General features: G+C 50.6%; 20 protein-coding genes. 16 read left to right on the top strand and 4 right to left on the bottom strand.

Translation table 11 applies throughout. The features are described from left to right. Positions 1–128: 128 nt before the first annotated feature. Positions 129–1,319 (top strand): helix-turn-helix transcriptional regulator, encoded by a 1,191-nt coding sequence (locus tag EL633_RS08515; protein ID WP_126626776.1) that lies wholly within the window; start codon positions 129–131, stop codon positions 1,317–1,319. Positions 1,320–1,462: 143 nt separating this feature from the next. Further along, on the top strand, positions 1,463–3,214 hold the full coding sequence (locus EL633_RS08510; protein WP_126626775.1) for a tetratricopeptide repeat protein: 1,752 nt from the start codon (positions 1,463–1,465) through the stop codon (positions 3,212–3,214). Positions 3,215–3,229: 15 nt separating this feature from the next. Here the strand turns inward: EL633_RS08510 and EL633_RS37805 are convergent, their stop codons facing one another. Continuing rightward, complete coding sequence (locus EL633_RS37805) at positions 3,230–3,361, bottom strand: hypothetical protein (protein WP_281275864.1); 132 nt, start codon at positions 3,359–3,361, stop codon at positions 3,230–3,232. 307 nt (positions 3,362–3,668) lie between these two features. Between EL633_RS37805 and modA the strand changes: the two genes are divergently transcribed. From modA to ilvA, 9 genes are all read left to right on the top strand, one after another. Beyond that, a complete protein-coding gene (modA, locus tag EL633_RS08505) occupies positions 3,669–4,508 on the top strand; it encodes a molybdate ABC transporter substrate-binding protein (RefSeq protein WP_161982038.1) in 840 nt (279 codons plus the stop codon). Positions 4,509–4,572: 64 nt separating this feature from the next. Next, on the top strand, positions 4,573–5,496 hold the full coding sequence (locus tag EL633_RS08500; RefSeq protein ID WP_246039107.1) for an ABC transporter permease: 924 nt from the start codon (positions 4,573–4,575) through the stop codon (positions 5,494–5,496). Positions 5,497–5,679: 183 nt separating this feature from the next. Further along, positions 5,680–6,006, top strand: coding sequence for a hypothetical protein (locus EL633_RS08495; RefSeq protein WP_126626773.1), 327 nt, complete (start codon positions 5,680–5,682; stop codon positions 6,004–6,006). Next, positions 6,003–6,422: a type II toxin-antitoxin system PemK/MazF family toxin gene (locus EL633_RS08490; protein WP_126626772.1), complete on the top strand. Its 420-nt coding sequence runs from the start codon at positions 6,003–6,005 to the stop codon at positions 6,420–6,422. Before EL633_RS08495 ends, EL633_RS08490 begins: the two co-directional genes overlap by 4 nt. A 317-nt stretch (positions 6,423–6,739) precedes the next feature. Then, positions 6,740–7,627 carry a pyridoxal 5'-phosphate synthase lyase subunit PdxS gene (gene pdxS, locus EL633_RS08485; RefSeq protein ID WP_126626771.1) on the top strand — a complete coding sequence of 296 codons (888 nt, stop codon included), beginning with the start codon at positions 6,740–6,742 and terminating at the stop codon, positions 7,625–7,627. Positions 7,628–7,647: 20 nt separating this feature from the next. Beyond that, positions 7,648–8,256 (top strand): pyridoxal 5'-phosphate synthase glutaminase subunit PdxT, encoded by a 609-nt coding sequence (gene pdxT, locus EL633_RS08480; RefSeq protein ID WP_126626770.1) that lies wholly within the window; start codon positions 7,648–7,650, stop codon positions 8,254–8,256. Positions 8,257–8,300: 44 nt separating this feature from the next. After that, positions 8,301–9,374: a hypothetical protein gene (locus EL633_RS08475; RefSeq protein ID WP_126626769.1), complete on the top strand. Its 1,074-nt coding sequence runs from the start codon at positions 8,301–8,303 to the stop codon at positions 9,372–9,374. A gap of 10 nt (positions 9,375–9,384) precedes the next feature. Continuing rightward, on the top strand, positions 9,385–11,298 hold the full coding sequence (locus EL633_RS08470) for an AAA ATPase domain-containing protein (protein ID WP_126626768.1): 1,914 nt from the start codon (positions 9,385–9,387) through the stop codon (positions 11,296–11,298). A 400-nt stretch (positions 11,299–11,698) separates the two neighbouring features. Next, a complete protein-coding gene (ilvA, locus tag EL633_RS08465) occupies positions 11,699–12,970 on the top strand; it encodes a threonine ammonia-lyase (protein ID WP_126626767.1) in 1,272 nt (423 codons plus the stop codon). Between the two features lie 144 nt (positions 12,971–13,114). Here ilvA and EL633_RS08460 read toward each other — a convergent pair whose 3' ends face one another. From EL633_RS08460 to accC, 3 genes are all read right to left on the bottom strand, one after another. Next, positions 13,115–13,579 carry an acetyl-CoA carboxylase biotin carboxyl carrier protein gene (locus EL633_RS08460; RefSeq protein WP_126626766.1) on the bottom strand — a complete coding sequence of 155 codons (465 nt, stop codon included), beginning with the start codon at positions 13,577–13,579 and terminating at the stop codon, positions 13,115–13,117. 6 nt (positions 13,580–13,585) lie between these two features. Then, positions 13,586–14,824 (bottom strand): beta-ketoacyl-ACP synthase II, encoded by a 1,239-nt coding sequence (gene fabF, locus EL633_RS08455; protein ID WP_126626765.1) that lies wholly within the window; start codon positions 14,822–14,824, stop codon positions 13,586–13,588. An 82-nt stretch (positions 14,825–14,906) separates the two neighbouring features. Then, a complete protein-coding gene (accC, locus tag EL633_RS08450) occupies positions 14,907–16,259 on the bottom strand; it encodes an acetyl-CoA carboxylase biotin carboxylase subunit (RefSeq protein WP_126626764.1) in 1,353 nt (450 codons plus the stop codon). A 237-nt stretch (positions 16,260–16,496) separates the two neighbouring features. On the opposite strand from accC, the gene EL633_RS08445 reads away from it, so the two are divergent. The 5 genes from EL633_RS08445 to EL633_RS08425 all read left to right on the top strand — a co-directional run bounded on the left by EL633_RS08445 (position 16,497) and on the right by EL633_RS08425 (position 22,500). After that, on the top strand, positions 16,497–16,958 hold the full coding sequence (locus tag EL633_RS08445; protein ID WP_126626763.1) for an FAS1-like dehydratase domain-containing protein: 462 nt from the start codon (positions 16,497–16,499) through the stop codon (positions 16,956–16,958). Positions 16,959–17,194: 236 nt separating this feature from the next. Continuing rightward, positions 17,195–17,647: a MaoC/PaaZ C-terminal domain-containing protein gene (locus EL633_RS08440; RefSeq protein WP_126626762.1), complete on the top strand. Its 453-nt coding sequence runs from the start codon at positions 17,195–17,197 to the stop codon at positions 17,645–17,647. A 251-nt stretch (positions 17,648–17,898) separates the two neighbouring features. After that, entirely contained in the window at positions 17,899–19,092 is a 1,194-nt protein-coding gene (locus EL633_RS08435; RefSeq protein ID WP_126626761.1) for a sensor histidine kinase, read from the top strand. 146 nt (positions 19,093–19,238) lie between these two features. Continuing rightward, entirely contained in the window at positions 19,239–21,863 is a 2,625-nt protein-coding gene (locus EL633_RS08430; protein WP_126626760.1) for an FAD-binding oxidoreductase, read from the top strand. A gap of 385 nt (positions 21,864–22,248) precedes the next feature. Further along, the gene (locus EL633_RS08425) at positions 22,249–22,500 is read left to right on the top strand and encodes a hypothetical protein (protein WP_126626759.1); all 252 of its coding nucleotides are present in this window, start codon (positions 22,249–22,251) and stop codon (positions 22,498–22,500) included. Positions 22,501–22,629 lie beyond the last annotated feature (129 nt).

Below are 22,629 nucleotides of genomic sequence, written 5' to 3'. Positions count from 1 at the left end.
AAGAGATAGGTTCTTACATAACGCCATGGACAACCTGATCCCTCCACAGAGGGGGTACACACATCAGGCATAGCGTTTTACATGGCATTGAAGCAAGATAGAGGTAATCAGGTGTGGTTGAGGAAAATATGGACAAACAGAATGGTATGCTGAAATCGGTTCGCATGCAGAAGTGCTGGACCCCTGATTTTGTGAGTAAGCAAGTTGGAGTTAGTCGTCATACCTATATTCGTTGGGAAGCCGGCATCCAGACTCCTCGTCATTCTTCACTACAAGCTTTATGTACAATCTTCGAGATGTCACCTGCCGAGCTTGGCTTTGCTGCACAGATGTCGTCGGTTCAGGTGAAGGATGCCGCCCCCCCCAAGGCTTCGGTCCATGATGATCAGCGAGAAGAGGATAATGGAGTAACCAGCGAGGCTGAACATGATCTTTCGGCTCTGCTGACAACGTGGTCGCTGGGCCTCAATTCATGCTGGCAGTGGTACATGGCTGGTGGACAACGTGAGCTAGAGAGCCTGGTACCAACCTATGTCACGCGCTTAATTAAACCTACCCTCACACCAGGGCCCGAGCAGAAAACGGCGGCCAGTTTAATGTCGCAGGTCTATCAGTTGCTCGCGTTATTGGACCTGCAGCGTGGGGATTTCACGTCTGCACAGGCCAATGGTACCCAGGCTTTAGTCTATAGCCAGCTGGCCAAGGATTGGAATCTTTATGTTGCAGCCCAGATCCGCCTGGCTAATATCTATTCGGCGCGCAAGCGGATTGGGGCGGCCCTCAATGCATTTAATGAAGCGCTGCATTGTATTAACATCAATAATGATTTGATCTCGCCGGCCCTGCATAGCTGGATTTTCGCTGGTCTGGCCGAGATTCAAGCCGCCATGGGACGTGAGACTGAGGCGTTGCAGTTTTTGAAGCTGGCAATTGCGGTCTTCCCTGAAAAGCCAGAGGAAGATGCCTGTATGTCCTATGCGCAATGCGATCATTCCATGCTTTATTTGTATCAAGGTCTGGTCTTTCTCCGACTGGGGCAGCCTAGACTAGCCTGGGAGGCTTTCTCACAGGTTGATGAACTTAAGCCGGTTCCTTCAGAACGGATGCGTGCGGAGTTCCTCAAGTATCGTGCCTATACCTCCCTGGTGCTTGGCAATATGATTCAATGTTGTATTTATCTTGAGGCCGCAACCAGGGCCGCCCTGGCCATTAATAGTGATCTGGCCTTCAGCGAGATTTATGCTTTGTACGAGCATATGCTGGCGATCTGGGGTCAGGAGCCGCGTGTTAAGGCTCTGGCCGCTCTCTTTCAAAACTGAGCCTTAACATTATTAGTAGAGCTATTGTGGTTGACAAGCAGCAAGGCACAACATACAATCCATATGAGAAGTTTTTAGTTTTAGGCACATAACGCGCTCCTGGAGGTGTCCCTCCTTTTTCACATGCAGGATGTTATTTCGGAATGAAAGATGACAATGAGTGGCGTACAGCCGCTGATACTCAATATACATTGGGTATGACCTATCGTAATACTTCAACTGGAGATCAGCAGGCTAATTTAGAGCAGGCGATTGCCTGTTTTCAAAGAGCCCTTAATCTTTATTCATTACAAACCACACCTATCGAATGGGCCAGAACCCAGCAGCAATTGGGTATGGCATATCGCGGTCTGATGCATGATCGTCAGCAGTATTTGAGTAAAGCTCTGGCCGCTTTTCAGGCCTCCCTGGAAGTGTTTACTAGCGAAGAATACGCTGTAGATCGGGCTCAAACCCAATATGAGTTAGCCCTTACGTATCTTCAAATGTTGGGAAGCAATCGGCGTCCCTTACTCTTCAAGGCATTAGCTTGCTTGCAATCTTGTCTTGAGGTCTATACCTTTGAGAGGTTTCCTGAACCGTGGGCCCAGACACAGTATAATCTGGGTAATCTGTATTGCTTGCTACCTACAGATGATCGCTATGCCACATTACGCAAAGCGGTTGCTTGTTATGAGTCCGCATTGCGCGTCTATACTCCTGAGTCTGCGCCTGAGGAATGGGCAATGACGCAATACAGCCTGGCCAACGTGTATGCGTTCTTGCCAGGAGGGGAACGTCAAACCAATCTGGAGCGCTCCATCACCCATTACCAGGCGGCCCTCCAGGTCAACACCTATGAGTTACATCCCGACTTATGGGCCAACACCATGCAAAGTATGGGGAACGCCTATCGCAATATGCCAGGTGATGAGAGCGAAGCCAGCCTGCACCATGCTGTGGACTGTTATCAAGCTGCCCTGAGTATCTATACTCGGGAGCACATGCCCCTGGATTGGGCCTCGATCTACACCAATCTTGGTATCACTTATAATCTCATGTCGAGCGGCAATGAGCAGTCCCGTTTAGAGCAGGCCGTCGTCTGTTTTCGCGCGGCCTTGGAAGTCTATACACGCGAATTCTATCCCTCTGAATGGGCCAAAACCACCAATATGCTTGGATTGACCTATCTGGACATGCCCGAAGGCAACGAGCAGTCCCAGTTGCGCCAGGCCATCATTTGCTTTGAGGCTGTACTGGATATTTATACTTTTGCGCAGCATCCACTGGCCTGGGCTAATGTGCATTATAATCTGGGTCATGTCTATCTGCTCGTGCAACCCAAGGATAACCAGGAGCAGCAGGCCAATCTACAGAAGGCCATTATTTCCTTTGAATCGGCCCTCCAGGTCTATAATCGCAAGGATACACCCTATGAATGGGCGAGGACCCAGAGCAATCTTGGTAATGCCTATAAAGATGTACACAGCGATGATCCAGAACTGCACTTGCAGCAAGCCCTCTCCTGTTACCGTGCCGCTTTGCTGGTATATGCCCGTGAGAACATGCAGGACGAATGGGCCGCGACACAGGGTAATCTGGGCCAGACCTACTGGAAGCTAGCGCGCGGCACACACCAGGGTTATCTGGAGCGAGCCATCGCCAGCTTCGAAGAATCCTTACAGATCCAGACCTATGAAACCGCCTTATTAGAATGGTCACAGAATAAATACTTCCTGGGACAGTCCTATGCTAATCTCACTCGTGGAGATCAACAGCATAATATCCGTCAGGCATTAGCCTGTTACGAAGCGGCCCTACGCGGCTTTCAAGCCTTACATCTGCCTGTACAGATCCAGGACGTACAGCAGCACATTCAGCAGGCACGCGAAAGTCTCTCACGAGATCTCGCCTGATCGTAGCTGCGACCCTCAGCGGTCGCTTGCCACCTGCCGCAGCGTGGTGGCCTTGTATCCAGCCTGTTCGGCTCCCCTATAGTTGTTTCCTCGGGTAGAGAGGGTTGCCCCGCGATGCCGCTGGGCGGCCCTGCACTGTGCATTCATGGGAAAGTCTCTTTTGGGCACCGCGTGGGGGAACGTGTCTGGCAAGAGGTAAATGGATCGCAGGGATAGTGGGCCACCACGCTGCGGCGGGTGGCAAACGGCCGCTGAGGGCCGTAACTACGGGGGGCTGGTTCGTGATGAAGGAGAGGGGTCGCTGGGGTACGGTTTTTCTTCTTATGGTTGTGTTTGCAACAAAATTCATAGTACCTGAGTTCTGGACAAGAATGCAAATATACTGAATTTTATGCTATACTCAATTATTGAGTATTCAAGCATAAAGTAACGTTGTGCTAAGAGGAGGTCCCTGGTGAAATTGTTTCGTTCCGCGCTTCCCCTGTTGCTACTGGTGCTATTGATAATCGTCAGTGCATGTGGAGAAAGTGCTCCTGCCCCATCAAGCAATGCTCCGTCGAGTCCGAAGGCTACTCCAGCGCAGGTCTCATTAAAAATTTTTGCCGCCTCATCCCTGACAGAATCTTTCAATTCGCTGAAAACGTCCTATCATAACGCACATCCCAATGTAGATATTACCTATAATTTCAATGGTTCACAGGCCCTGGTTCAGCAACTCACCAATGGTGCTAACGCTGATATTTTTGCTTCAGCTGACCAGACCAATATGCAGAAAGCAGCTAAAGCCGACGTGGTTGGCGAGAGCAAGGTTTTTGCTAAGAACAAACTGGTCATCATTCTACCAAAGTCTAATCCAGGCCATATCACATCCCTCAAAGATCTATCGAAGTCAGGCATCAAGCTGGTTGTAGGTGCGCCTGCTGTACCGATCGGTAAATATGGCTTACAGGTACTGGATAAGATGGGTACGTCTCCTGAATATGGTACGAATTATGAAAGGAGCGTGAAGGCCAACATTGTTTCACAGGAACAGAACGTCAAAGCCGTGGTTCAGAAGGTCCAGTTGGGTGAGGCCGATGCAGGTATCGTCTATCAAACCGATGTCACAGCAGCCGTAGAAAATAAACTTACCACGCTCACTATTCCAGATCAATTTAATGTGATCGCCAGCTATCCTATCGCCATCACCAAAAACTCGGCCCAGGCCACCGAAGCTCAGAATTTCCTGACCTATCTGCTTTCCCCTGAGGGTCAGGCCACCCTGGCTAAATACCACTTCATTGGTATAAAATAGTCCTTACCACCCATGCTTCCCATGCATGACTTTGCGCGCCTGCGGCGCTTGAAATAATTTTTTTATGGTGTTGTTGGTCAAAGTGGGCTCAGCCCACTTTGACCAACAACACCATAAAAAAGAGGGTTGGGCGCTCCGGCGCCTGCGTGAGCGTATATTTGCTGGAGCCACCATGAAAGTGCAGCACTTAAAAGAAACTCTACCGGCATGGCTGGTCAATGTACTCATAATCGTACTGACCAGCCTCTTCTTCCTTTTTCTGGGTATACCACTGGTCGGACTCTTGTTTAGAGAACCGCCGGCTGCGATCTGGCAGGAACTATTACAGCCAGATATCTTTCAGGCTCTGCAACTTAGCATTGTTACGACCACGTTGAGTACACTGATTGCCTGTCTGTTGGGCCTGCCGGTAGCTTACCTGCTGGCACGCAAGCGTTTCTTTGGCCGCGGCCTGCTGGAGACCCTGGTCACGCTCCCAACGGTCCTGCCACCAGTGGTTGCCGGTGTCGCGCTCCTTCTGACATTTGGACGCATGGGTATCCTGGGACACTATTTAGCGCTCCTGAATATTACCATTCCTTTTACTACGGTCGCGGTAGTGATGGCTCAGACCTTTATTGCCGCGCCTTTTTTTGTGAATAGTGCCAAAGCGGGTCTTGAGCAACTGGATCGGCGTTATGAAATGGCGGCTTATACTTTGCGTGCTTCACCACTGTATGCTTTTGTGCACGTGACTCTTCCATTGATCCGACCCGCCCTCCTTTCTGGTATCGGACTTTGCTGGGCGCGCGCGCTGGGAGAATTTGGGGCAACCATTACTTTTGCCGGCAATTTTCCTGGTACAACACAGACTATGCCAATTGCTGTCTATATTGCTTCAGAGTCAGATCTGGATAAATCGATTGCACTGGCCGTCGTTTTACTGGCCGTTTCCTTTGGCATCCTGCTGGCGCTCCGCTTCGGACCGCAGGTACATAGAAGCAGGTGATATGTCCCGAGTATTTTTGGGTTAACGTCCCAATTTTGTGTAAATTTCGCTGAAAAATAGGCATTTTGCCTACTCAAAAATGCTAATCCTGGCAGAAAAACGGTCGTCTCTTTATTGACAATTACCAGACGTCCCGGTACAATAAGAAGAGATGGCGTCATGTTATGACTAGGAGGCACCTTCATGGCTGTTGTACATACAGACCTATATCGTCATGAGAACCTCGTTCGAAAATCCATTCAGATCCCTTCAACGCAGCATAAAGAGCTAAAGGCTCTGGCTGTGGAATTCGACTCCTCCCTTGGAGACGTAATAGAAGCTATTATGGATCTGATGAGGCAAGATGATTATCAGCAACTGAGGACCGTAATAATGGAAAAACGCGAACGTGAACTCTCCTCTCTCAACAACTCTCTCGATGAAGCCTACGCATATCTAGCAACCTCTCCCGATACTCTTGAAGAAGCCCAATTTTGTTTTAGTGCTGGTTGTGAAGGTATGTTTGCATGAGTAATGAGGCCAGGCAGTCTTTGCCGAGCCTGAAACAGCAGCAAGATGCGAATGGGAGTACGCCAAATCCTCGCAGGGGCGAGATTTGGGACGTTAATTGGTCACCTGGCCGTGGTGCAGAGCAACAAGGAACCCGACCAGCGTTAGTGATACAAAATGATCGAGGCAATTCCTCTTCATCATATCCTTTGACGATTGTGGCCTCGATGAGTCGAACGGAGCGCGAGCTTCCGTTACATGTACGCATTACACCTACTCCAAACAATGGTTTAACTGACTACACCGATGTAAAGTGTGAGCAGATTATGACAATTGAAAAGTCGCGGCTGATCAGGCGTCGGGGTTCCATTAGTGCGGATGAGTTGTATCGTGTGGATCAAGCTTTACGCATCAGTCTTCATCTCTTAAGGGATTAAGGCAGGCGTTATTTCACTTCACTTCACTCTCTCCGTTGCTATTTTTGGGGGGCAGGCATAAATATGTCTGTTCTTTTGTTGTATCCTTTGGAGGGACAGCCATTGTCCATGCCAATGCGGGGATGGGATAGTGCTTTTGGGGGCCAATCCTCATATTATTTTTCTGGTCTGTGGGTGTTGGTGGAGATGGATGGTTTGTTTTTTTGCAATTGGCTGTAGATGTTATTTATCCACTTGTGCTAAAATTTTTAGTAGATTTGATTCCTTATTTTTTCATATAGATGAAAATAAATAAGCACGCCAGGAGAGGTATATACATGCAAAAGCAGATTGGGACCGTACAGGTCAAGCGTAGTTTTCCAGAGATGTTAAAAGGTGGAGTTATCTGCGATGTGGTCAACGCTGAACAGGCGAAGATTGCGGAGGAGGCTGGTGCTTCAGCAGTGATGGCTCTTGAGCGCGTGCCTGCGGATATTCGTGCCCAGGGTGGTGTGGCCCGTATGAGCGATCCCGAGTTGATCGTGAAGATTAAGGAAGCGGTCACTATCCCTGTGATGGCAAAGTGCCGGATTGGACATTTTGTGGAGGCTGAGATTTTGCAGTCTCTGGGTATCGATTGTATCGATGAGTCTGAGGTTCTGACACCAGCTGACGAGCGTTATCATGTTAATAAGCATAAATTCTCGGTCCCATTTGTCTGTGGTGCCCGTGATCTTGGTGAGGCGCTGCGTCGTGTTGGTGAGGGTGCGGCTATGCTGCGCACAAAGGGTGAGCCCGGAACCGGAAACGTGATTGAAGCTGTTCGCCATATGCGTACCGTAATGGACGGCGTCCGACGTCTTCAGTCCTTGCCCGAAGAAGAATTGATGGCTGAGGCGAAAGAACTGGGTGCTCCTTACGAGTTGGTATTGGAAGTCGCACGAACAGGCAAGCTGCCAGTGGTGAACTTTTCAGCCGGTGGTATTGCTACACCAGCCGATGCCGCATTAATGATGCGCCTGGGTGCTGAAGGCATCTTTGTCGGCTCCGGTATTTTTAAGTCCGGTGATCCACTATTGCGTGCGAAAGCCATCGTTAAAGCGACCACCCACTTTGAGGATCCAGCCATCCTGGCCGAGGTTTCCCGCAACCTGGGAGAGGCAATGGTCGGCATCAATCTCGATACACTGCCTGAGCAGGAACTCATGGCCCGTCGTGGTTGGTAGACAGATAATAAGAAAAGCACATGGAAAAATACAACCCAACTCTACGTATCGGCGTATTAGCATTACAGGGTGATTTTGCCGCCCACATCAGGATGTTACGGGAACTGGGAGTGGACGCCACAGCTGTTCGCCTCCCCGAGCAACTAGATGAAATAGATGGTATAATATTACCAGGTGGTGAAAGTACGACAATTGGCAAACTAATGATTGTCTATGGACTCCACGAAGTTTTACAAAGAAAGATCCGCGAAGGTGTTCCCGTCTGGGGAACGTGCGCAGGTCTGATCTTGTTAGCGAGAGAGACGGATAACGCGCTTGCAGGCCAACCTTTGTTGGCTAGCATGGATATTCGCGTCCGCCGTAATGCGTTTGGCAGTCAGCGGGAAAGCTTTGAAACTGATCTGTCAGTGCCCGCACTAGGCGAAGCGCCATTCCACACATTCTTTATTCGTGGACCTTTAGTCGAACAGGCGGGTCCCGAAGTAGAGGTGCTGGCGACGCTCGACGATGGAACCATCGTTGCTGTCCGAGAAGGAACCCTACTAGGCACTGCATTTCATCCTGAAGTGTCAGGAGATACACGTTTTCATCAATACTTTCTCCGCATAGTTCAGAGCGTGAAGCGGTAGAAGTGCTCTAAGAGCATAGCTTCTATCTAACGCAGGAGTTGTGGATGATAAGACCGGTGTTATATGTTGATTTACCGGGAATCATCTACGCTATCGACCACCGGGCTCGAGGTAGCCAGCATGACTTTGCAAATTTTGTCTGCTGGCTAGAGTCGGTGGAGAGCGCACTCCCTTCGCCTCCATTATTGAGGCATTTCCTTCCCATCTCTCCAGTTATCCGCACATGGATCTGTGAGGATCACTGGCGCTTACTGGGCTTTGCCCAGGTGCGTGAACGACCATCCCACAATGCCTGGGATCTGGCGTATCTGGCATCGATGACAAACCGCGATGGAGCAAATCTCGCGGGCGATGATATTCTGGCCGCCCTGCTCGAATATGCAGTGGAGATGGCCGCAACCCATGGTATTCTCCGTATCTTCGCGAAGGTTGAAGATGATGTACCCGAATTGGACATGTTCCAGCGCTCGGGTTTTCAACGCTATGCACGCGAGTTGACGTATGTCTATGACCCAACCCAGCAAAAATCCAGGTCTACAGACGTCTCAGCTGAGCCCGTGCTCCCTTCGCTTCGTCGCTGGAATCGCCACCACGCGTGGGGATTATACCAGCTCTATCGTGCGGTAACGCCGCAGCGTGTCTCAACGGCCGAACTGTATGAGAATAGTGAAGAATACGCAAAGCTCCACGCCGGGTCACTACAACCATGGCCTTCCTTTTTTGCGGGGGGCAATGAGAATTATGTATGTGACGTAGGTGTGCGTGTTGGGGCCTGGATGCGATTGTGCCGAGGTCACGGCTCGACACCTCACCGCATCTCTTTACTGGTACATCCGGAACATGCCGAGCTTGCCGAACCGTTAATCCAGTTTGGCATCAAGCGGCTACTGGACGCGGACGTACGGCGCATCTATTGCCTGGTGCGCGAGTACGATTCTTTTGTTAACACCGCTCTTCGCAATAGTGGATTTGAGCAGGTCCTCTCCAAGGTCCTGCTTGTGCGACACGTGGCTTTACTGGCCACGAGGCAGAGCACGGTCCCCCTGCTGGAGCCACGAGCGGTCTATGGCTTGAAGGGCCTGGGGACGGTCAATTCGCGCCAAAAAATAATGAGGTGATAAACTGCCTATGCAACATGTGATCACTGACGATCTGGAGGCTCTGCTGGCAACTCTTCCGCCAGGCATCCACGACGCGGTCAATCGGCTAGAGAACCGAAGCGAACTGCTGGAGATCGTAATGGACCTTGGCCGAACGGCGGAGGGCCGATTCCCAGAAGGGGAAGTGATCCTTAGTACGACACCGGTGACCTATGCCGACCTGGAGTACGTGGTTGAACGTATTGGGGAATTCGGCGATGACAACCGTGCGGGTATCGAACGGACCCTTCACCGAATCAGCGCTATGCGTAATCGGAAAGGGCGAATCGTCGGCTTAACCTGCCGCATTGGTCGAGCGGTGCTTGGCAGTATTGCCCTGATCCGTGATATTGTCGAACAGGGCCAATCCATCTTGATTCTTGGTCGTCCTGGCGTGGGTAAAACAACACTCTTGCGCGAGATTGCCCGTGTGCTTGCAGATGAGGCGAATAAGCGTGTAGTGGTTGTGGATACCTCAAACGAAATTGCAGGCGATGGGGATATTCCTCATCCCGGCATTGGTCGTGCCCGACGTATGCAGGTGGCGCGTACGGCGGAACAGCATGCTGTGATGATCGAAGCTGTGGAAAATCATATGCCACAGGTCATCGTCATTGACGAGATTGGTACCGAGTTGGAAGCGGCCGCGGCACGTACTATCGCAGAACGTGGCGTCCAATTGGTCGCAACGGCTCATGGTAATTCGCTAGGAAACTTGCTTGTGAATCCTACCCTCTCGGATCTCGTAGGGGGTATTCAGACTGTTACCCTGGGTGACGAAGAGGCGCGCCGGCGTCATACGCAGAAGAGCATTCAAGAGCGCAAATCTCTTCCAACCTTTGAGGTTGTGGTTGAACAGCAAAGCTGGGAGGAAGCTGTCGTACATCGTGATGTGGCCGATACGGTCGATAATATGCTACGCGGCCAGCCCATTGTAGCTGAAGAGCGAACACGTGATGAAGAGAATGGTAATGTTTCGATCCGTCGAGTGACGACGGGTGGCATGGATGTTCCTGGATGGGGCAATGGGCTCGGTGGTCCCAATGTACGTCCTGGACAAGGCTTCACCACAAGCATGTTTGAACGCTCGGATCGCAATGATCGTAGCCATTCAGATCGCAATAATACCTATCTGAGTTCGCTACGTGGCAATGTACCGCCCGCCTTAGATCCGCGTGGTGGTGGTGAGCGCGTGCGCAATCGCAATCAATCGACCGCCCGTATCTCTTCACAGGTACAGGCCCTGGCACCAACCGGGACCGCGCCGCATGATGGAGAGGTCCGTGCTACCGTCCTGACACAGACGCGATCGGTGACCGAGATCACTGAAGGCATCTACCAGGCCAGTGAGCCTGCGACTGAGATTCGTCCACCCAAGACCCTTAAAGTGTATCCGTTTGGTGTCAATCGGGATCGGCTATCAGAGTCCGCGCGTCAGTTGCGCGTCCCGGTTGTGATTACAAATAATGAGCACGAAGCTGACGCTGTAATTACGCTGAAAAATTACTATCGCCGTCAACCTGAGCGCCTCCAACAAGCGGAGCAAGAGCGGAAATTAATCATTATTCTCAAGAATAATACCATCATGCAGATGCAGCACGCGTTAGCGCGCATCTTCGATATTCCCGAAGTAGCATCTGCTGAAGAGGATGGTGAAGATTCTGACACGAAGACAAGTTTAAGTGAGAGCGAATTTGATGATCCAACCAAGCAGGCCTTACTTGAGACTGAAGACGCGATCCATCAAGTCCTGAATAAGGGTTTGACGACCGCCGAACTGGCTCCTGCTAATGCTTATGTGCGGCGTCTCCAACATCAGATGGCGACTCGCTACAACCTGATCTCGCGCAGCCGAGGTAAAGAGCCTCATCGCCGTGTGAAGATTTTCCGCTCACGCGACTAATTTCATACTGTTTCAGCCAATTATGACGGGGATGCAGAGGCAATGCATCCCCGTTTTTTTATTATAGGGTTGCAGCAGTCGCGCAGTGCGCGACTGCTGCAACCCTATAATAAAAAAACGGGGATCTTATGAATAATGGATAAGCCCTTTTGGAGTGGTTGTCAGGGCTATTCAACTTGCGCTATAATCCATTTCATAACATTTTTTGCCATACCTGATGATGAATTCGATAAACTGCAAAAACGTTATGCCCCATTGCTGTAACTGACCATGCTCCCCGGCGTAAAGTCGAGAAAACATATGTGCAGCAATTAATCTATGTCCTCTCAGGCGATGTCGCCTGGACCTATCGCCACGAGGTGGGGGCGTCCTAAGCGGGACTTAAAGGAGTCTTACTATCATGCATCTTGTAGGAAATGATCTATCCTCTACCTCTTCTCAAGAGGTTACAAGTTCTGTTAAAATTGCTGATGTCTGGCGAGCCTATAAGTTCCTCAAGCCAGTAATTCATCATACCGCGTTATCACGTTCTCAGACGATGAGCCAATTGACTGGCGCTGATATTTATTTGAAGTGCGAGCATATGCAGCGTTCGGGTTCTTTTAAAGTGCGTGGGGCGGGCTATAAAATTTCGACTCTGACTGAGGAACAATATAAGGCGGGCGTTATTGCTGCGTCCGCGGGTAATCATGCTCAGGGTGTGGCGATTGCGGCCGCCCAGCATAATATTGCCTGTACGATTGTGATGCCGGAGAGTGCGCCGCTGGCAAAGGTTACGGCAACCGAGGGTTATGGTGCGAACGTAGTGTTGTTTGGAGCGACCTATGATGATGCCTATCAACACTGCCTGGAACTTCAACGTGAGACCGGAGCTACCTTCATCCACGCCTTTGATGATCCCCAAGTCATTGCCGGCCAGGGAACCCTTGGTCTGGAGATGCTCAATGATCTTCCTGATGCAGATGCCATTATTGTCCCCATTGGTGGTGGTGGATTGATCTCAGGTATCGCGATTGCCGCGCGTGCGCTAAAACCTGATATCACCATTATTGGTGTTCAGGCCAGTGGCGCTCCCAGTTGTTGCGCCTCCCTTGAGGCGGGCACTATCACAACCCTGCCTGCGATTACTACGATCGCCGATGGCATCGCTGTCAAGCGGCCAGGATCATTAACCTTTTCCATCATTCAACAACTGGTCGATGATGTTGTGCTGGTCGATGATGAAGCCACCATCAATGCTGTGCTGCTACTGATGGAGCGCTGTAAAATGATGGTTGAGGGAGCGGGAGCTATTGGTCTGGCGGCCATGCTTAGTGGCAAAATCAATCTTAAAGGCAAAAAAGTGCTGGTGCCGCTGACCGGAGGCAACATCGACATCAATCTGGTGGGACGCTTTATCGAACATGGACTGGCCACGGCCGGACGCTATTTTGTCATCCACACCCGTCTGACGGACCGTCCAGGCGAACTTATGCGTATGCTGGAGATCATCACTGATATGCGCATCAATATCATCGACGTCCGCCACCAGCGTATCTCCAATCGCCTCCCAATTATGCAACGTGAGGAAACCATCACCATGGAAACCAGTGATCGCGCCCAATGCGAAAACCTCCTCCTCCGCCTCCGCGCCGAAGGTTACATGGTAGAAGAAGCCCAATCCTTCGATTAAGTTCTGCTACGAGTCATCCAATATATGATATGGATGTTTCTATACTCAGATAATCGATGTGGACCGGCAATCACAAAGAGAAGCACCCGTCTTGAGGCGAGACCTCAAGACGGGTGCTTCTCTTTGTGGTGGTACAGCAGTAATTTATAAAGGCTCGATCTTTACCAGAGGATCGCCTTTTTGGACCACTGCACCACTGGTGGCGGGCAAAGCGACTACGCGACCAGAGATTTCGGCATTGATCTCATTAAAGACTTTCATGGCTTCAATCAATGCGACAACCTGGCCAACATGGATCGTATCCCCGATGTTTACAAAGTCCGGTGTGGTTGGCGAGGCGGCAGAGTAGTAGACGCCGGTCAGGGGCGCGTTAATCGCCACTGACTTGTCAACCTTGGGTGCGCGAGGGGCCGCAGCTTGTGGGGCCGCAGCTCCAGTGGCTATCGGACCTGAAATAGGTGCATCCATCAATACCTTCCCCGGACTCCGGCGGATGGTGATTTCTGTTCCTTCTTCAGTTAAGGCTAACTCACCAACGGTGCTGCCCTCAAGTACGGCTGCGATCTCTTCGATGCGCTCCAACCACGATGCTTTTTTATCTCTATCCATGTGCACTTACTCTTCGTAACGCTTGAAGACCAGGCTGGTATTATGACCACCGAAGCCCATTGAGTTCGACATGGCGATGTTGACGGTCGCATGTCGTGCTTCGTTTGGCACATAATCAAGGTCACAGGCTGGATCTGGATGATGCAGGTTGATGGTTGGGGGGATAACGCCATTCAGAATGGATTGAATGGAGATTACCGCCTCGACGGCTCCCGCTGCACCCAGTGTGTGACCGGTCATGGATTTGGTGGAGCTAATGGCGACACGATAAGCGTGTTCACCAAACAGCGTTTTGATGGCCTGGGTCTCTGTACTATCGTTGAATTCGGTACCTGTGCCGTGAGCATTGATGTAGTCAACTTGCTCAGGTGTGAGGCCAGCCTTTTGTAAGGCGCGGCGCATGGCACGAACAAGACCTTCACCGCCGGGAGCTGGCGCAGTCACGTGGCTGGCGTCGCCAGTACTACCATAACCAACCAGTTCGGCCAGAATGGTGGCCCCACGCGCTTTGGCGAATTCCAGGTCCTCTAAAATAAGGATGGCCGAGCCCTCGCCCATCACAAAACCATCGCGCTCAGCATCAAATGGACGACTGGCTTCCTGATAGTTTTCGTTATGGCGTGATAAGGCATGCATATTATCAAAGGCTGCCATCGCGATTGGCGTAATCGCCTTCTCAGATCCACCCGCGATCATTACGCGTGCATCCCCACGCCGAATGGTCTCCCAGGCCTCACCAATGGTGTTGCCGCTGGTCGCGCAGGCCGAGACCGCTGCCCAGTTAGGACCTTTGGCACCCGTCATGATCGAGACAATGCCAGGTGCGCCATCGATGATCATCATATTGATGAAGAAAGGACTGATGCGATCTGGCCCCTTCTCGTGCAGCACCTTAAACTGATCATGTAAGGTTACCAGACCACCGATGCCGCTACCAATATAGACACCAACATCGTCGGCAAAATCACTTGTGATCTCTAATTTTGCGTGGGCCAGCGCCTGTTTAGTTGTAGCAATTGCCAGCTGCTCATAAGGATCATTGCGCCGCAGTTCCTTACGATCCATATATTGGGCGGCATCAAAGTTTTTGATCTCACCACCAAAATGGACCCGGTGCTTGCTGGTATCATAGGCAGTAATCTCCCCGATACCAGATTTACCCTGAACCAGAGCCTCCCATGACGACGCCAGATCATTGCCCAACGAGGTAACCAGTCCCAATCCGGTTACAACTACGCGAGACATAAAGTCACCTCCCGTTTATCTAGAAAGCATCATACAGCGATGCCTGTTGTCTCTGTTCCATGTCACAGAACCCGAAGACGCTTTACTTGATACCTAATGCACCCGCATGTTCTTGAATGAAGCGCGTATAGGTATCCCCACTAATAAAGCCTTCGTGCTTTAATAAGCGTTGATGGAACGGTATGGTTGTAGTAATGCCTTCGATAACAAACTCTTCCAGGGCACGCTGCATACGTGCAATGGCTTGATCCCGATCCTCCGCCCAAACAACCAGTTTGGCGAGGAGAGAATCATAGTGTGGTGGCACTTCATAACCAGCATAGAGATGGCTATCGACACGTACACCAGGACCGCCGGGTGGCAAATATTTCTCAATAACGCCAGTTTGTGGTCGGAAATCCTTGTCCGCATCTTCGGCTGTAATACGACACTCGATTGAATGGCCACGGAGTTGAATATCTTCCTGGCGTAAGCGCATAGGCTCACCTGAAGCAATACGGAACTGCTCCTTGACCAGGTCCAGGCTGGTGACCATCTCAGTAACGGGATGTTCAACCTGGAGACGTGTATTCATTTCCATGAAATAGTAGCGGTTCTGTTCATCCACCAGGAATTCAAGGGTGCCTGCATTACGATAACCGACCTGCTCAACGGCACGTACGGCCCGTGCGCCCATTTCATCACATAATTCGCGTGGCAAAATGGGTGTAGGAGATTCCTCAACAACCTTCTGGTTACGGCGCTGACATGAACAGTTACGTTCACCCAGATGAATGCCGTGACCATAGTTATCTACTAATACCTGAATTTCGATATGGCGGGCCTTGGCTAGATAGCGCTCAAGATAGATGCCATCGTCGCGGAAGGCTTCACGGACCTCATTTTGGGCGACCGTAAAAGTACGCTCAAATTCGTCGGGATGATTAATTAAGCGAATGCCACGACCGCCGCCGCCAGCAACCGCCTTCAACATTAAAGGAAAGCCAATCTCATTGGCAGCGTCTTTCGCCTCAGCCAGTGTGCGCAAGACAGGTGTGCCTGGAAGAGTTGGTAATCCTGCTTCAACCATGGCCTGACGAGCAGAAACCTTGTCACCCATGATTGACATCACATCGGCCGAAGGACCGATAAATGTGATATTTACATCCTTACAGATCTGCGCAAAGCTAGTATTCTCTGAAAGGAAACCATAGCCCGGATGAATAGCTTCAGCATTGGAGATAAAGGCAGCGCTAATAATATTTGGAATATTTAAATAGCTTTTCCCACTCGCTCCTGGACCGATACAAATGCGCTCATCAGCCATTTGAACTGGGAGTGAGTCGCGGTCAGCTTCGGAGTGGGCAATGACACTACGGATCCCCATTTCGCGACAGGCGCGAATGACGCGTAAGGCTATTTCACCACGGTTTGCAATTAAAATCTTACGAAACATATGCTTTTAGACAAAGCGACCGTCTTTGGGTGCTTCACCTTGCTCCTCTCACTATAAGCCCTTGTGAGGGGTGTGATGTAGGCAATTATATCACAGGCTTAAATACAGAAGATAGTAGGAAGAATTTCTTTGGTATCAATCTTGACATACCTGATGGGCAAGGTTGATACTGAGGGCGCAAGATGCCTTTTGATGAATGGACCATGATGTATTCATGATGTATAAAAGGAGCTGTAGATGTTTGATAAAGATAAGATCGGGCATAGTTTTCCCGCTTTTACGATGACGATTGAGCGCACGAAAATTCATGAATTGGCGCTGGCAATCGGCGATGAGAATCCTATCTATCATGATCTGGCGGCGGCTCGCGCGGCTGGCTATACAGATCTTCCGTTGCCGCCAACGGTACCCACTATTTTTACTTTTTGGGGCAATACCCATCTCTGGGAAGAATTGGCCAGTGTGGGCATTAATGTGATGCGGATCCTGCATGGTGAAGAGGAATATGAGTATATAGCTCCCATTGCTGCCAATGATACATTGACCGGGATTACGACTATTGTTGATGGGAAGAGTCGTCGCGGTAAAGATGGCTCCTCGATGGATATTTTGACGACTGAGACCCGTTATACTAATCAACATGACCAGCATGTCCTGAGTGCCAGGACGATGTTTATTGTGCGTGAAGTAGCGGCCTAATACTTTGTCAAACTTCGTTTGATCGGTTGTTCGCCCGCTACGCGGGCGGGAGGGGGGGAGATGCCGGGGGCACAGCCCCCGATCCCCCAGTCAAGGGGCTCGCCGCCCCTTGCATCCCCGCTTTGCCATCACATGATGTCTGACAGACTACTAGTGCTTTGAAATTTCTACCATATTCCTGCAATTGTGTGGGTGGTCTATGCGATTGTTTTTAGTGTATAAGGAGAGAATACGACATGACGACACATGCCAATATTCCAGCGGGACGCTATTTTGAGGATGTTGAAGTTGGTGAGGAGATTCCACAATTAGTAAAGGCTCCAGTTAAACAGCAACAATTGGTGCGCTATTCCGGTGCCTCGGGAGATTTTAATCCATTGCATACCGATCCAAAGGTAGGGGAAGAGATTGGCACGGGCGGAATTATCGCCCATGGCATGCTAATTATGGGCTTTGTGGGTCAGATGCTCAGCGATTATGTTGGTCCAGCCAGCCTGCGCAAGTTTGGGGTGCGTTTTAAAGGTATGACCCATCTGGATGACGTGATTACCTGCAGTGGAACCATCACTGAAAAATATGAGACCGATGGGAATGGCTATATTGCTGGCAAGGTGCAAGCGAAAGATCAAAACGGAGACCTCAAAGTTGCCGGTACCTTTACCGCTATGCTTCCCCACCGTAATGCATAACAATGCTTTAAACGAATCAATACATAATCTGCTTCAAGAGACTCTGTTCAGGAGTCTCTTGAACTTATATATATGCGATAGCCTAAAAGATTGATTTGTATCAATTTTTGGTGTTCACATGGTAAAATAAATTGAAGATAATGAACAAATTCAGAACACTTTAAAGCAAACACGTGTCTTTTTTAATACATGGCAATGAAAAATTCTAAGAGAGTGTGCACCGACTCTGACGCGACGAAGGGGAGGAGAGCGTGCGTTATTTAAATGCTGTAGCTCGTTTCCTACTTGAACAAACTATTGTGACCCAGATAAGCCTGGCAATTTTGTCGGTGTTTATCTCGTTATTCCTAGTGGTTTATACACCCTGGCTTGATCATAATCCTGTCCTTTTTGTGGTTCCAGTTATCCTTGCGTCCTGGATGTTCCGCTATGCAGGATTATACCTCTGTCTGTTTTTACTGGCGGTCTTCTCCTGGTTGTTCAACTACATGCATACCCAGAATCTTCTTCCCTCTAATGGTTCCCTGATTGCGTCTACGATCAATGCATGTGTCCTGATAACTTTTGGTTTGTTGGTGATTGGCTACCTGGATGTGTCTTATTATGCGGAGGATGTAGCGGATCAATTAGAGAACTACCGTGAAGAGCAGCATCGGCTGAATGAGATTAAAGATCAGTTCCTACAAAATGTAAATCACGAACTACGCACTCCATTGACGGCTATCTATGGTTATCTGGAACTGCTACTTGAGCATGGCGATCAGTTAGAGACGAACATGCGCACAACATTTTTACAGCATGCCATGCAAAGCTGTGATGAACTGCAATTGCTGGTCAACAATGTGCTGGATACTATGGGAATTGAGAAAGAGCGGCAATCTTTATTTGTTGAGCAACTGGTGGTACGAGATATCGTCTTTGAAGTTCTGGAGCGCTTTGATCCTCAAAGTGTGCAGCAGCACAACATTTATGTCGATATACCCGATTATGTGGTTGTCCGGGCAAACGCACAATATCTGCGTCAGATTTTGCGCAATCTTCTCTCCAACGCCTTTAAGTACGCCCCTGCACACACGCCTATCTCGATCAGTGGTCATCTTGATGGTATGGTTGTACATCCTCTTCACGCATCCCCGGCGATCTGTATTTGCGTGAAAGACGCGGGTCCAGGTATTCCCCGCGATGAGATCTCATTATTATTCGGACAATTTGTACGCTTGCGCCGTGATACCTCTGGCAATGTACGTGGCTCCGGTCTGGGACTTTTTCTGAGCAAGCAATTTGTTGAGGCGATGGATGGTCGCATCTGGGTGGAGAGTGAAGGGATCGCGGGCAAGGGCAGTACATTCTGCTTTACTTTACCGGGCGTCATCCATCCTAAGGTGCAGGCCACGACAACGGAACGTGATTTCATTCAATTTAGCTCCCCAGTCCCCATCGATTAAAAATCTTCTTCTGCGGGTGCCAGAGATAAAACATGCTATACTCTGTACAAAGCCACCTATTTGCTTGCTATATATTTCCGCAGAGTGGGCGTGGACTGCTATCTCTGATACTACAATGATTTTCAATGACAGAAAGGTTTGGGGCGATGCTAAAAGAGAGTGTTCTCCATACATTGAAGAAGATACTGCCGCCGGGCCAGGTGTTTACTGATAGAGCCTCCTTGATTGCATACGAAGTTGATGCTGGACTTGATAGAGGACTGCCTGAGGGCGTAGTTTTTCCGCGTACGACTGAAGATGTGATGCGGGTGATGCGCTGGGCCGCGGACAATGGGATACCTCTGGTTGCGCGTGGTGCCGGTACAGGGCTGTCCGGTGGCGCTGTGGCGACACGTGGTGGGATCATTGTTGAATTTGTGCATATGAATCGTTTGTGCGAACTGGATCATCTGGGTCGCAGTGCTCAGGTTGAGCCTGCATTGATCAACTTGCGCCTGGATGAGCGGGCTCAGACGATGGGACTCTATTTTCCGCCGGACCCTTCGAGTCAGCGTGCTTCTACGATGGGTGGTAATGTGGCTGAGAATTCGGGTGGCCCCCATTGCTTTAAGTATGGTGTGACGACCAATTATGTTACTGGTATGCAGGTGGTACTGGCCGATGGGCAGCAGATTCACGTTGGTGGCCGGGCCCTGGATTATCCTGAGTATGATTTCTGTGGACTGATTACTGGTAGCGAGGGCCTGCTAGGCCTGATTACGTCGCTTACATTACGCTTATTGCGGCGTCCTCCTGCTGTCAAAACCCTGTTGGCTATCTTTGATTCGGTGGAACAGGCTGGTACAGCCGTCTCGGCCGTGATTGCTGGTGGATTGGTTCCGGCGACGATGGAGATGATGGATCAGCGCATCGTACGCATTATTGAGCCGTTCGCACATGCTAATCTGCCCCTGGACGCGGGCGCGGTACTGATCATCGAGTTTGATGGTTATCCTGAAAGTTTGAACCGGCAATTGGACGAGGTCATCAATATTCTTGAGCAACATGGCGGCAAGGATATGCGCATCGCTCGCGATGAAGAGGAGCGCTATAAAATCTGGCTGGCCCGCAAAAGTGCGGCGGGCGCGATTGCGCGTGAGGCTCCAGCCCAATATACCGTGGATATTACGGTGCCCCGCAGCCATCTGGCCGAAATGCTGGCTGAAGCCAACCGTATCGGTGACGAATTTAATCTGCGCATGGGACACGTCTTCCATGCAGGCGACGGCAACCTGCATCCTCTGATCCTGGTGCCTGATCCCGATAGTGCCGAGTTGATTAGTCGCATCCATGCCGGTGGCCGTGAGATGGCCAGAGCCTGTGTCGCGATGGGAGGTAGTATTACCGGTGAACACGGTGTTGGCATTGAGAAGCGCGATTTTATGCCTATCATGCACCGACCAGCCGAAATGCTCGCCCTGTGGGACATCAAACAGGTCTTTGATCCCCAGCTATTACTGAATCCAGGGAAAGTATTTCCGCTCCCCGCGCAGAATGAAACTGGTCCATACGCAGGCTACGTGCCGCTTTCCCAACTGGTCCCAGAGGTAGCTGAAATCTCTGAAGCTGGCTATACGCCCACCACAGCCGAGGAGGCCGCGCTACAGCTACAGGCGCTCTCACAGGCAGGACGAGCCGTTACGATTACTAGTGCGCCATTGTCTAAAGAGCAAGAACGGGACTCCACTTATATCAGCACCGCCGCCTTACACGGTATCCAGGTCTATGCACCCGAGGACCTGTATATAACCGTTGGGGCGGGAACACCACTGGCCGAGATCCAGGCTTTTCTGGCCGAGCGTGGCAAGTATATTCCGCTCGTCTCACCATGGCCTGAGACCACCATCGGAGACCTGGTGGCCAGCAACCTTAATGCTCCACTACGCATGCGCTATGGAGCAATTCGAGATAACGTGCTCTGCGCCACAGTCGCCCTCGCCGATGGACGCGTGATCCGCACTGGCCGCCCGATCGTGAAAAACGTAGCCGGCTTTGATCTCACCAAAGCCTTTGTCGGATCCAACGGCACCCTTGGACTACTTGCAGACATCTCCCTGAAAGTCTTTGCGCAGCCACGTAGCCGCCAGACCCTGCTCTATCCTGTTGAAGATCTCAGCACAGGACTGCGCTGGGGACAGGAAATGCTGCAACTGGCTCTGACAGCCTCGGCCATTGTGCTCCTTAGTGGCTCGTCTTATGAGAATATCCAGAGTCCTTACCTGCTGGCCTATACTGCTGAAGGGGTACAGGAAGATGTAGAAGCTGAACTGGCCCAGTTACGCCAGGTGCTACAACGTGTTCAGGCTCCAGAACCCATCACTATCACCGCCACCAGCGGGACCGATCTCTGGACCTCAACCCTCGCCGCCGCAGGAGCGGATGCCTTACTCGTACGCATTGGTGTACCAGTTAAAGACCTACCAGCCTACCTGGAAGAGCATTCCGCCCTGCTACAAAACGACGCCTATGTCGTCGATTTTGCCAGCGGCTTTATCTACGCCGCGCACTTATCTGACAATCTTCAGCAAGCCCAACAATGGCTAGAGCGCTTACGCCAGCCGGCCCTGCTACTCAACGGCTACGTCGTCGTAATCGCCCAGCCCTCCGCCTGGCAAAAGCAAATCGACCGCTGGGGTTACCGCCCATCCAGCCTGGAGATCATGCAGCGCCTCAAAAAACAATGGGATCCACAAGCAATACTAAACCCTCACCGCTTCGTCCTCGAAGCCTGAGAAAACTCCTTATAACCACCATTCATATAGGTAGGAAAATTGCGTGGCGGTCGTGACCGCCACGCAATTTTCCTACCTATAATAAAAAGCGAGCGCCGCAGGCGCGAGGCGCAATATATCTCGACATGGTCATGCTCAGGGACATTGCCGTCTCCTCGCCACACGGTTCGGTCGCTTCAACATGATCCTGTCCAGGCTACAAATCCTACGTGAGATGGATTGGGCGCGAGGCGTCAAAAAAGCCTCCGGCACCTTATTGCTCAGTATCTTTTTTGAGCTCTCATGCGTGACTTAAAGAGGAGGAGTTGAAAAACTCTTCTTACATCTGAAATACCCTTTAGTGGTATTCACGATTGTTCTTAGCAACAGAGGGAGGTCGTCAGTAATGACAGAACACGATAAACAACCGGATAAACAAAAGCAGCCAGATAAAAAAGAAATTTATGGCGCTCAAGGCAACCAGGGACAATATGGGCAAGGACAGTACGACAGCGAAGGAAAACCAGACCCTCGCGGTCCTCAGGCCCAAAACATCTATCCTGATGACCAGCCTCAAACATCTGCAGCATCCAAACAAGAGGAACAAAAGCAGCGCACCAAGAAGCAGTTTGAACATCCAGATGTCCCACAAGACTAACACCTGGTTATAGCTCCACCTACTTAGAAACCCATAAACCTATGAAGAAGGACCTTGTTGGCTTGCAATTACAAGCCAACAAGGTCCTTCTTCATAAAAGTTATCCACAAAATAGAACACTTGTCCACA

Source organism: Dictyobacter alpinus, assembly GCF_003967575.1.
Taxonomy (GTDB): domain Bacteria; phylum Chloroflexota; class Ktedonobacteria; order Ktedonobacterales; family Ktedonobacteraceae; genus Dictyobacter; species Dictyobacter alpinus.
Note: the sequence above shows the minus strand (reverse complement) of the source record. Positions and strands in the feature narration are given on the sequence as shown.

Coding starts and splice junctions, on each gene's coding strand:
- EL633_RS08515 (WP_126626776.1), top strand. CDS start 129: ATGGACAAACAGAATGGTATGCTGAAATCGGTTCGCATGCAGAAGTGC.
- EL633_RS08510 (WP_126626775.1), top strand. CDS start 1,463: ATGAAAGATGACAATGAGTGGCGTACAGCCGCTGATACTCAATATACA.
- EL633_RS37805 (WP_281275864.1), bottom strand. CDS start 3,361: ATGAATGCACAGTGCAGGGCCGCCCAGCGGCATCGCGGGGCAACCCTC.
- EL633_RS08500 (WP_246039107.1), top strand. CDS start 4,573: ATGGTGTTGTTGGTCAAAGTGGGCTCAGCCCACTTTGACCAACAACAC.
- EL633_RS08495 (WP_126626773.1), top strand. CDS start 5,680: ATGGCTGTTGTACATACAGACCTATATCGTCATGAGAACCTCGTTCGA.
- EL633_RS08490 (WP_126626772.1), top strand. CDS start 6,003: ATGAGTAATGAGGCCAGGCAGTCTTTGCCGAGCCTGAAACAGCAGCAA.
- pdxS (WP_126626771.1), top strand. CDS start 6,740: ATGCAAAAGCAGATTGGGACCGTACAGGTCAAGCGTAGTTTTCCAGAG.
- pdxT (WP_126626770.1), top strand. CDS start 7,648: ATGGAAAAATACAACCCAACTCTACGTATCGGCGTATTAGCATTACAG.
- EL633_RS08475 (WP_126626769.1), top strand. CDS start 8,301: ATGATAAGACCGGTGTTATATGTTGATTTACCGGGAATCATCTACGCT.
- EL633_RS08470 (WP_126626768.1), top strand. CDS start 9,385: ATGCAACATGTGATCACTGACGATCTGGAGGCTCTGCTGGCAACTCTT.
- ilvA (WP_126626767.1), top strand. CDS start 11,699: ATGCATCTTGTAGGAAATGATCTATCCTCTACCTCTTCTCAAGAGGTT.
- EL633_RS08460 (WP_126626766.1), bottom strand. CDS start 13,579: ATGGATAGAGATAAAAAAGCATCGTGGTTGGAGCGCATCGAAGAGATC.
- fabF (WP_126626765.1), bottom strand. CDS start 14,824: ATGTCTCGCGTAGTTGTAACCGGATTGGGACTGGTTACCTCGTTGGGC.
- accC (WP_126626764.1), bottom strand. CDS start 16,259: ATGTTTCGTAAGATTTTAATTGCAAACCGTGGTGAAATAGCCTTACGC.
- EL633_RS08445 (WP_126626763.1), top strand. CDS start 16,497: ATGTTTGATAAAGATAAGATCGGGCATAGTTTTCCCGCTTTTACGATG.
- EL633_RS08440 (WP_126626762.1), top strand. CDS start 17,195: ATGACGACACATGCCAATATTCCAGCGGGACGCTATTTTGAGGATGTT.
- EL633_RS08430 (WP_126626760.1), top strand. CDS start 19,239: ATGCTAAAAGAGAGTGTTCTCCATACATTGAAGAAGATACTGCCGCCG.
- EL633_RS08425 (WP_126626759.1), top strand. CDS start 22,249: ATGACAGAACACGATAAACAACCGGATAAACAAAAGCAGCCAGATAAA.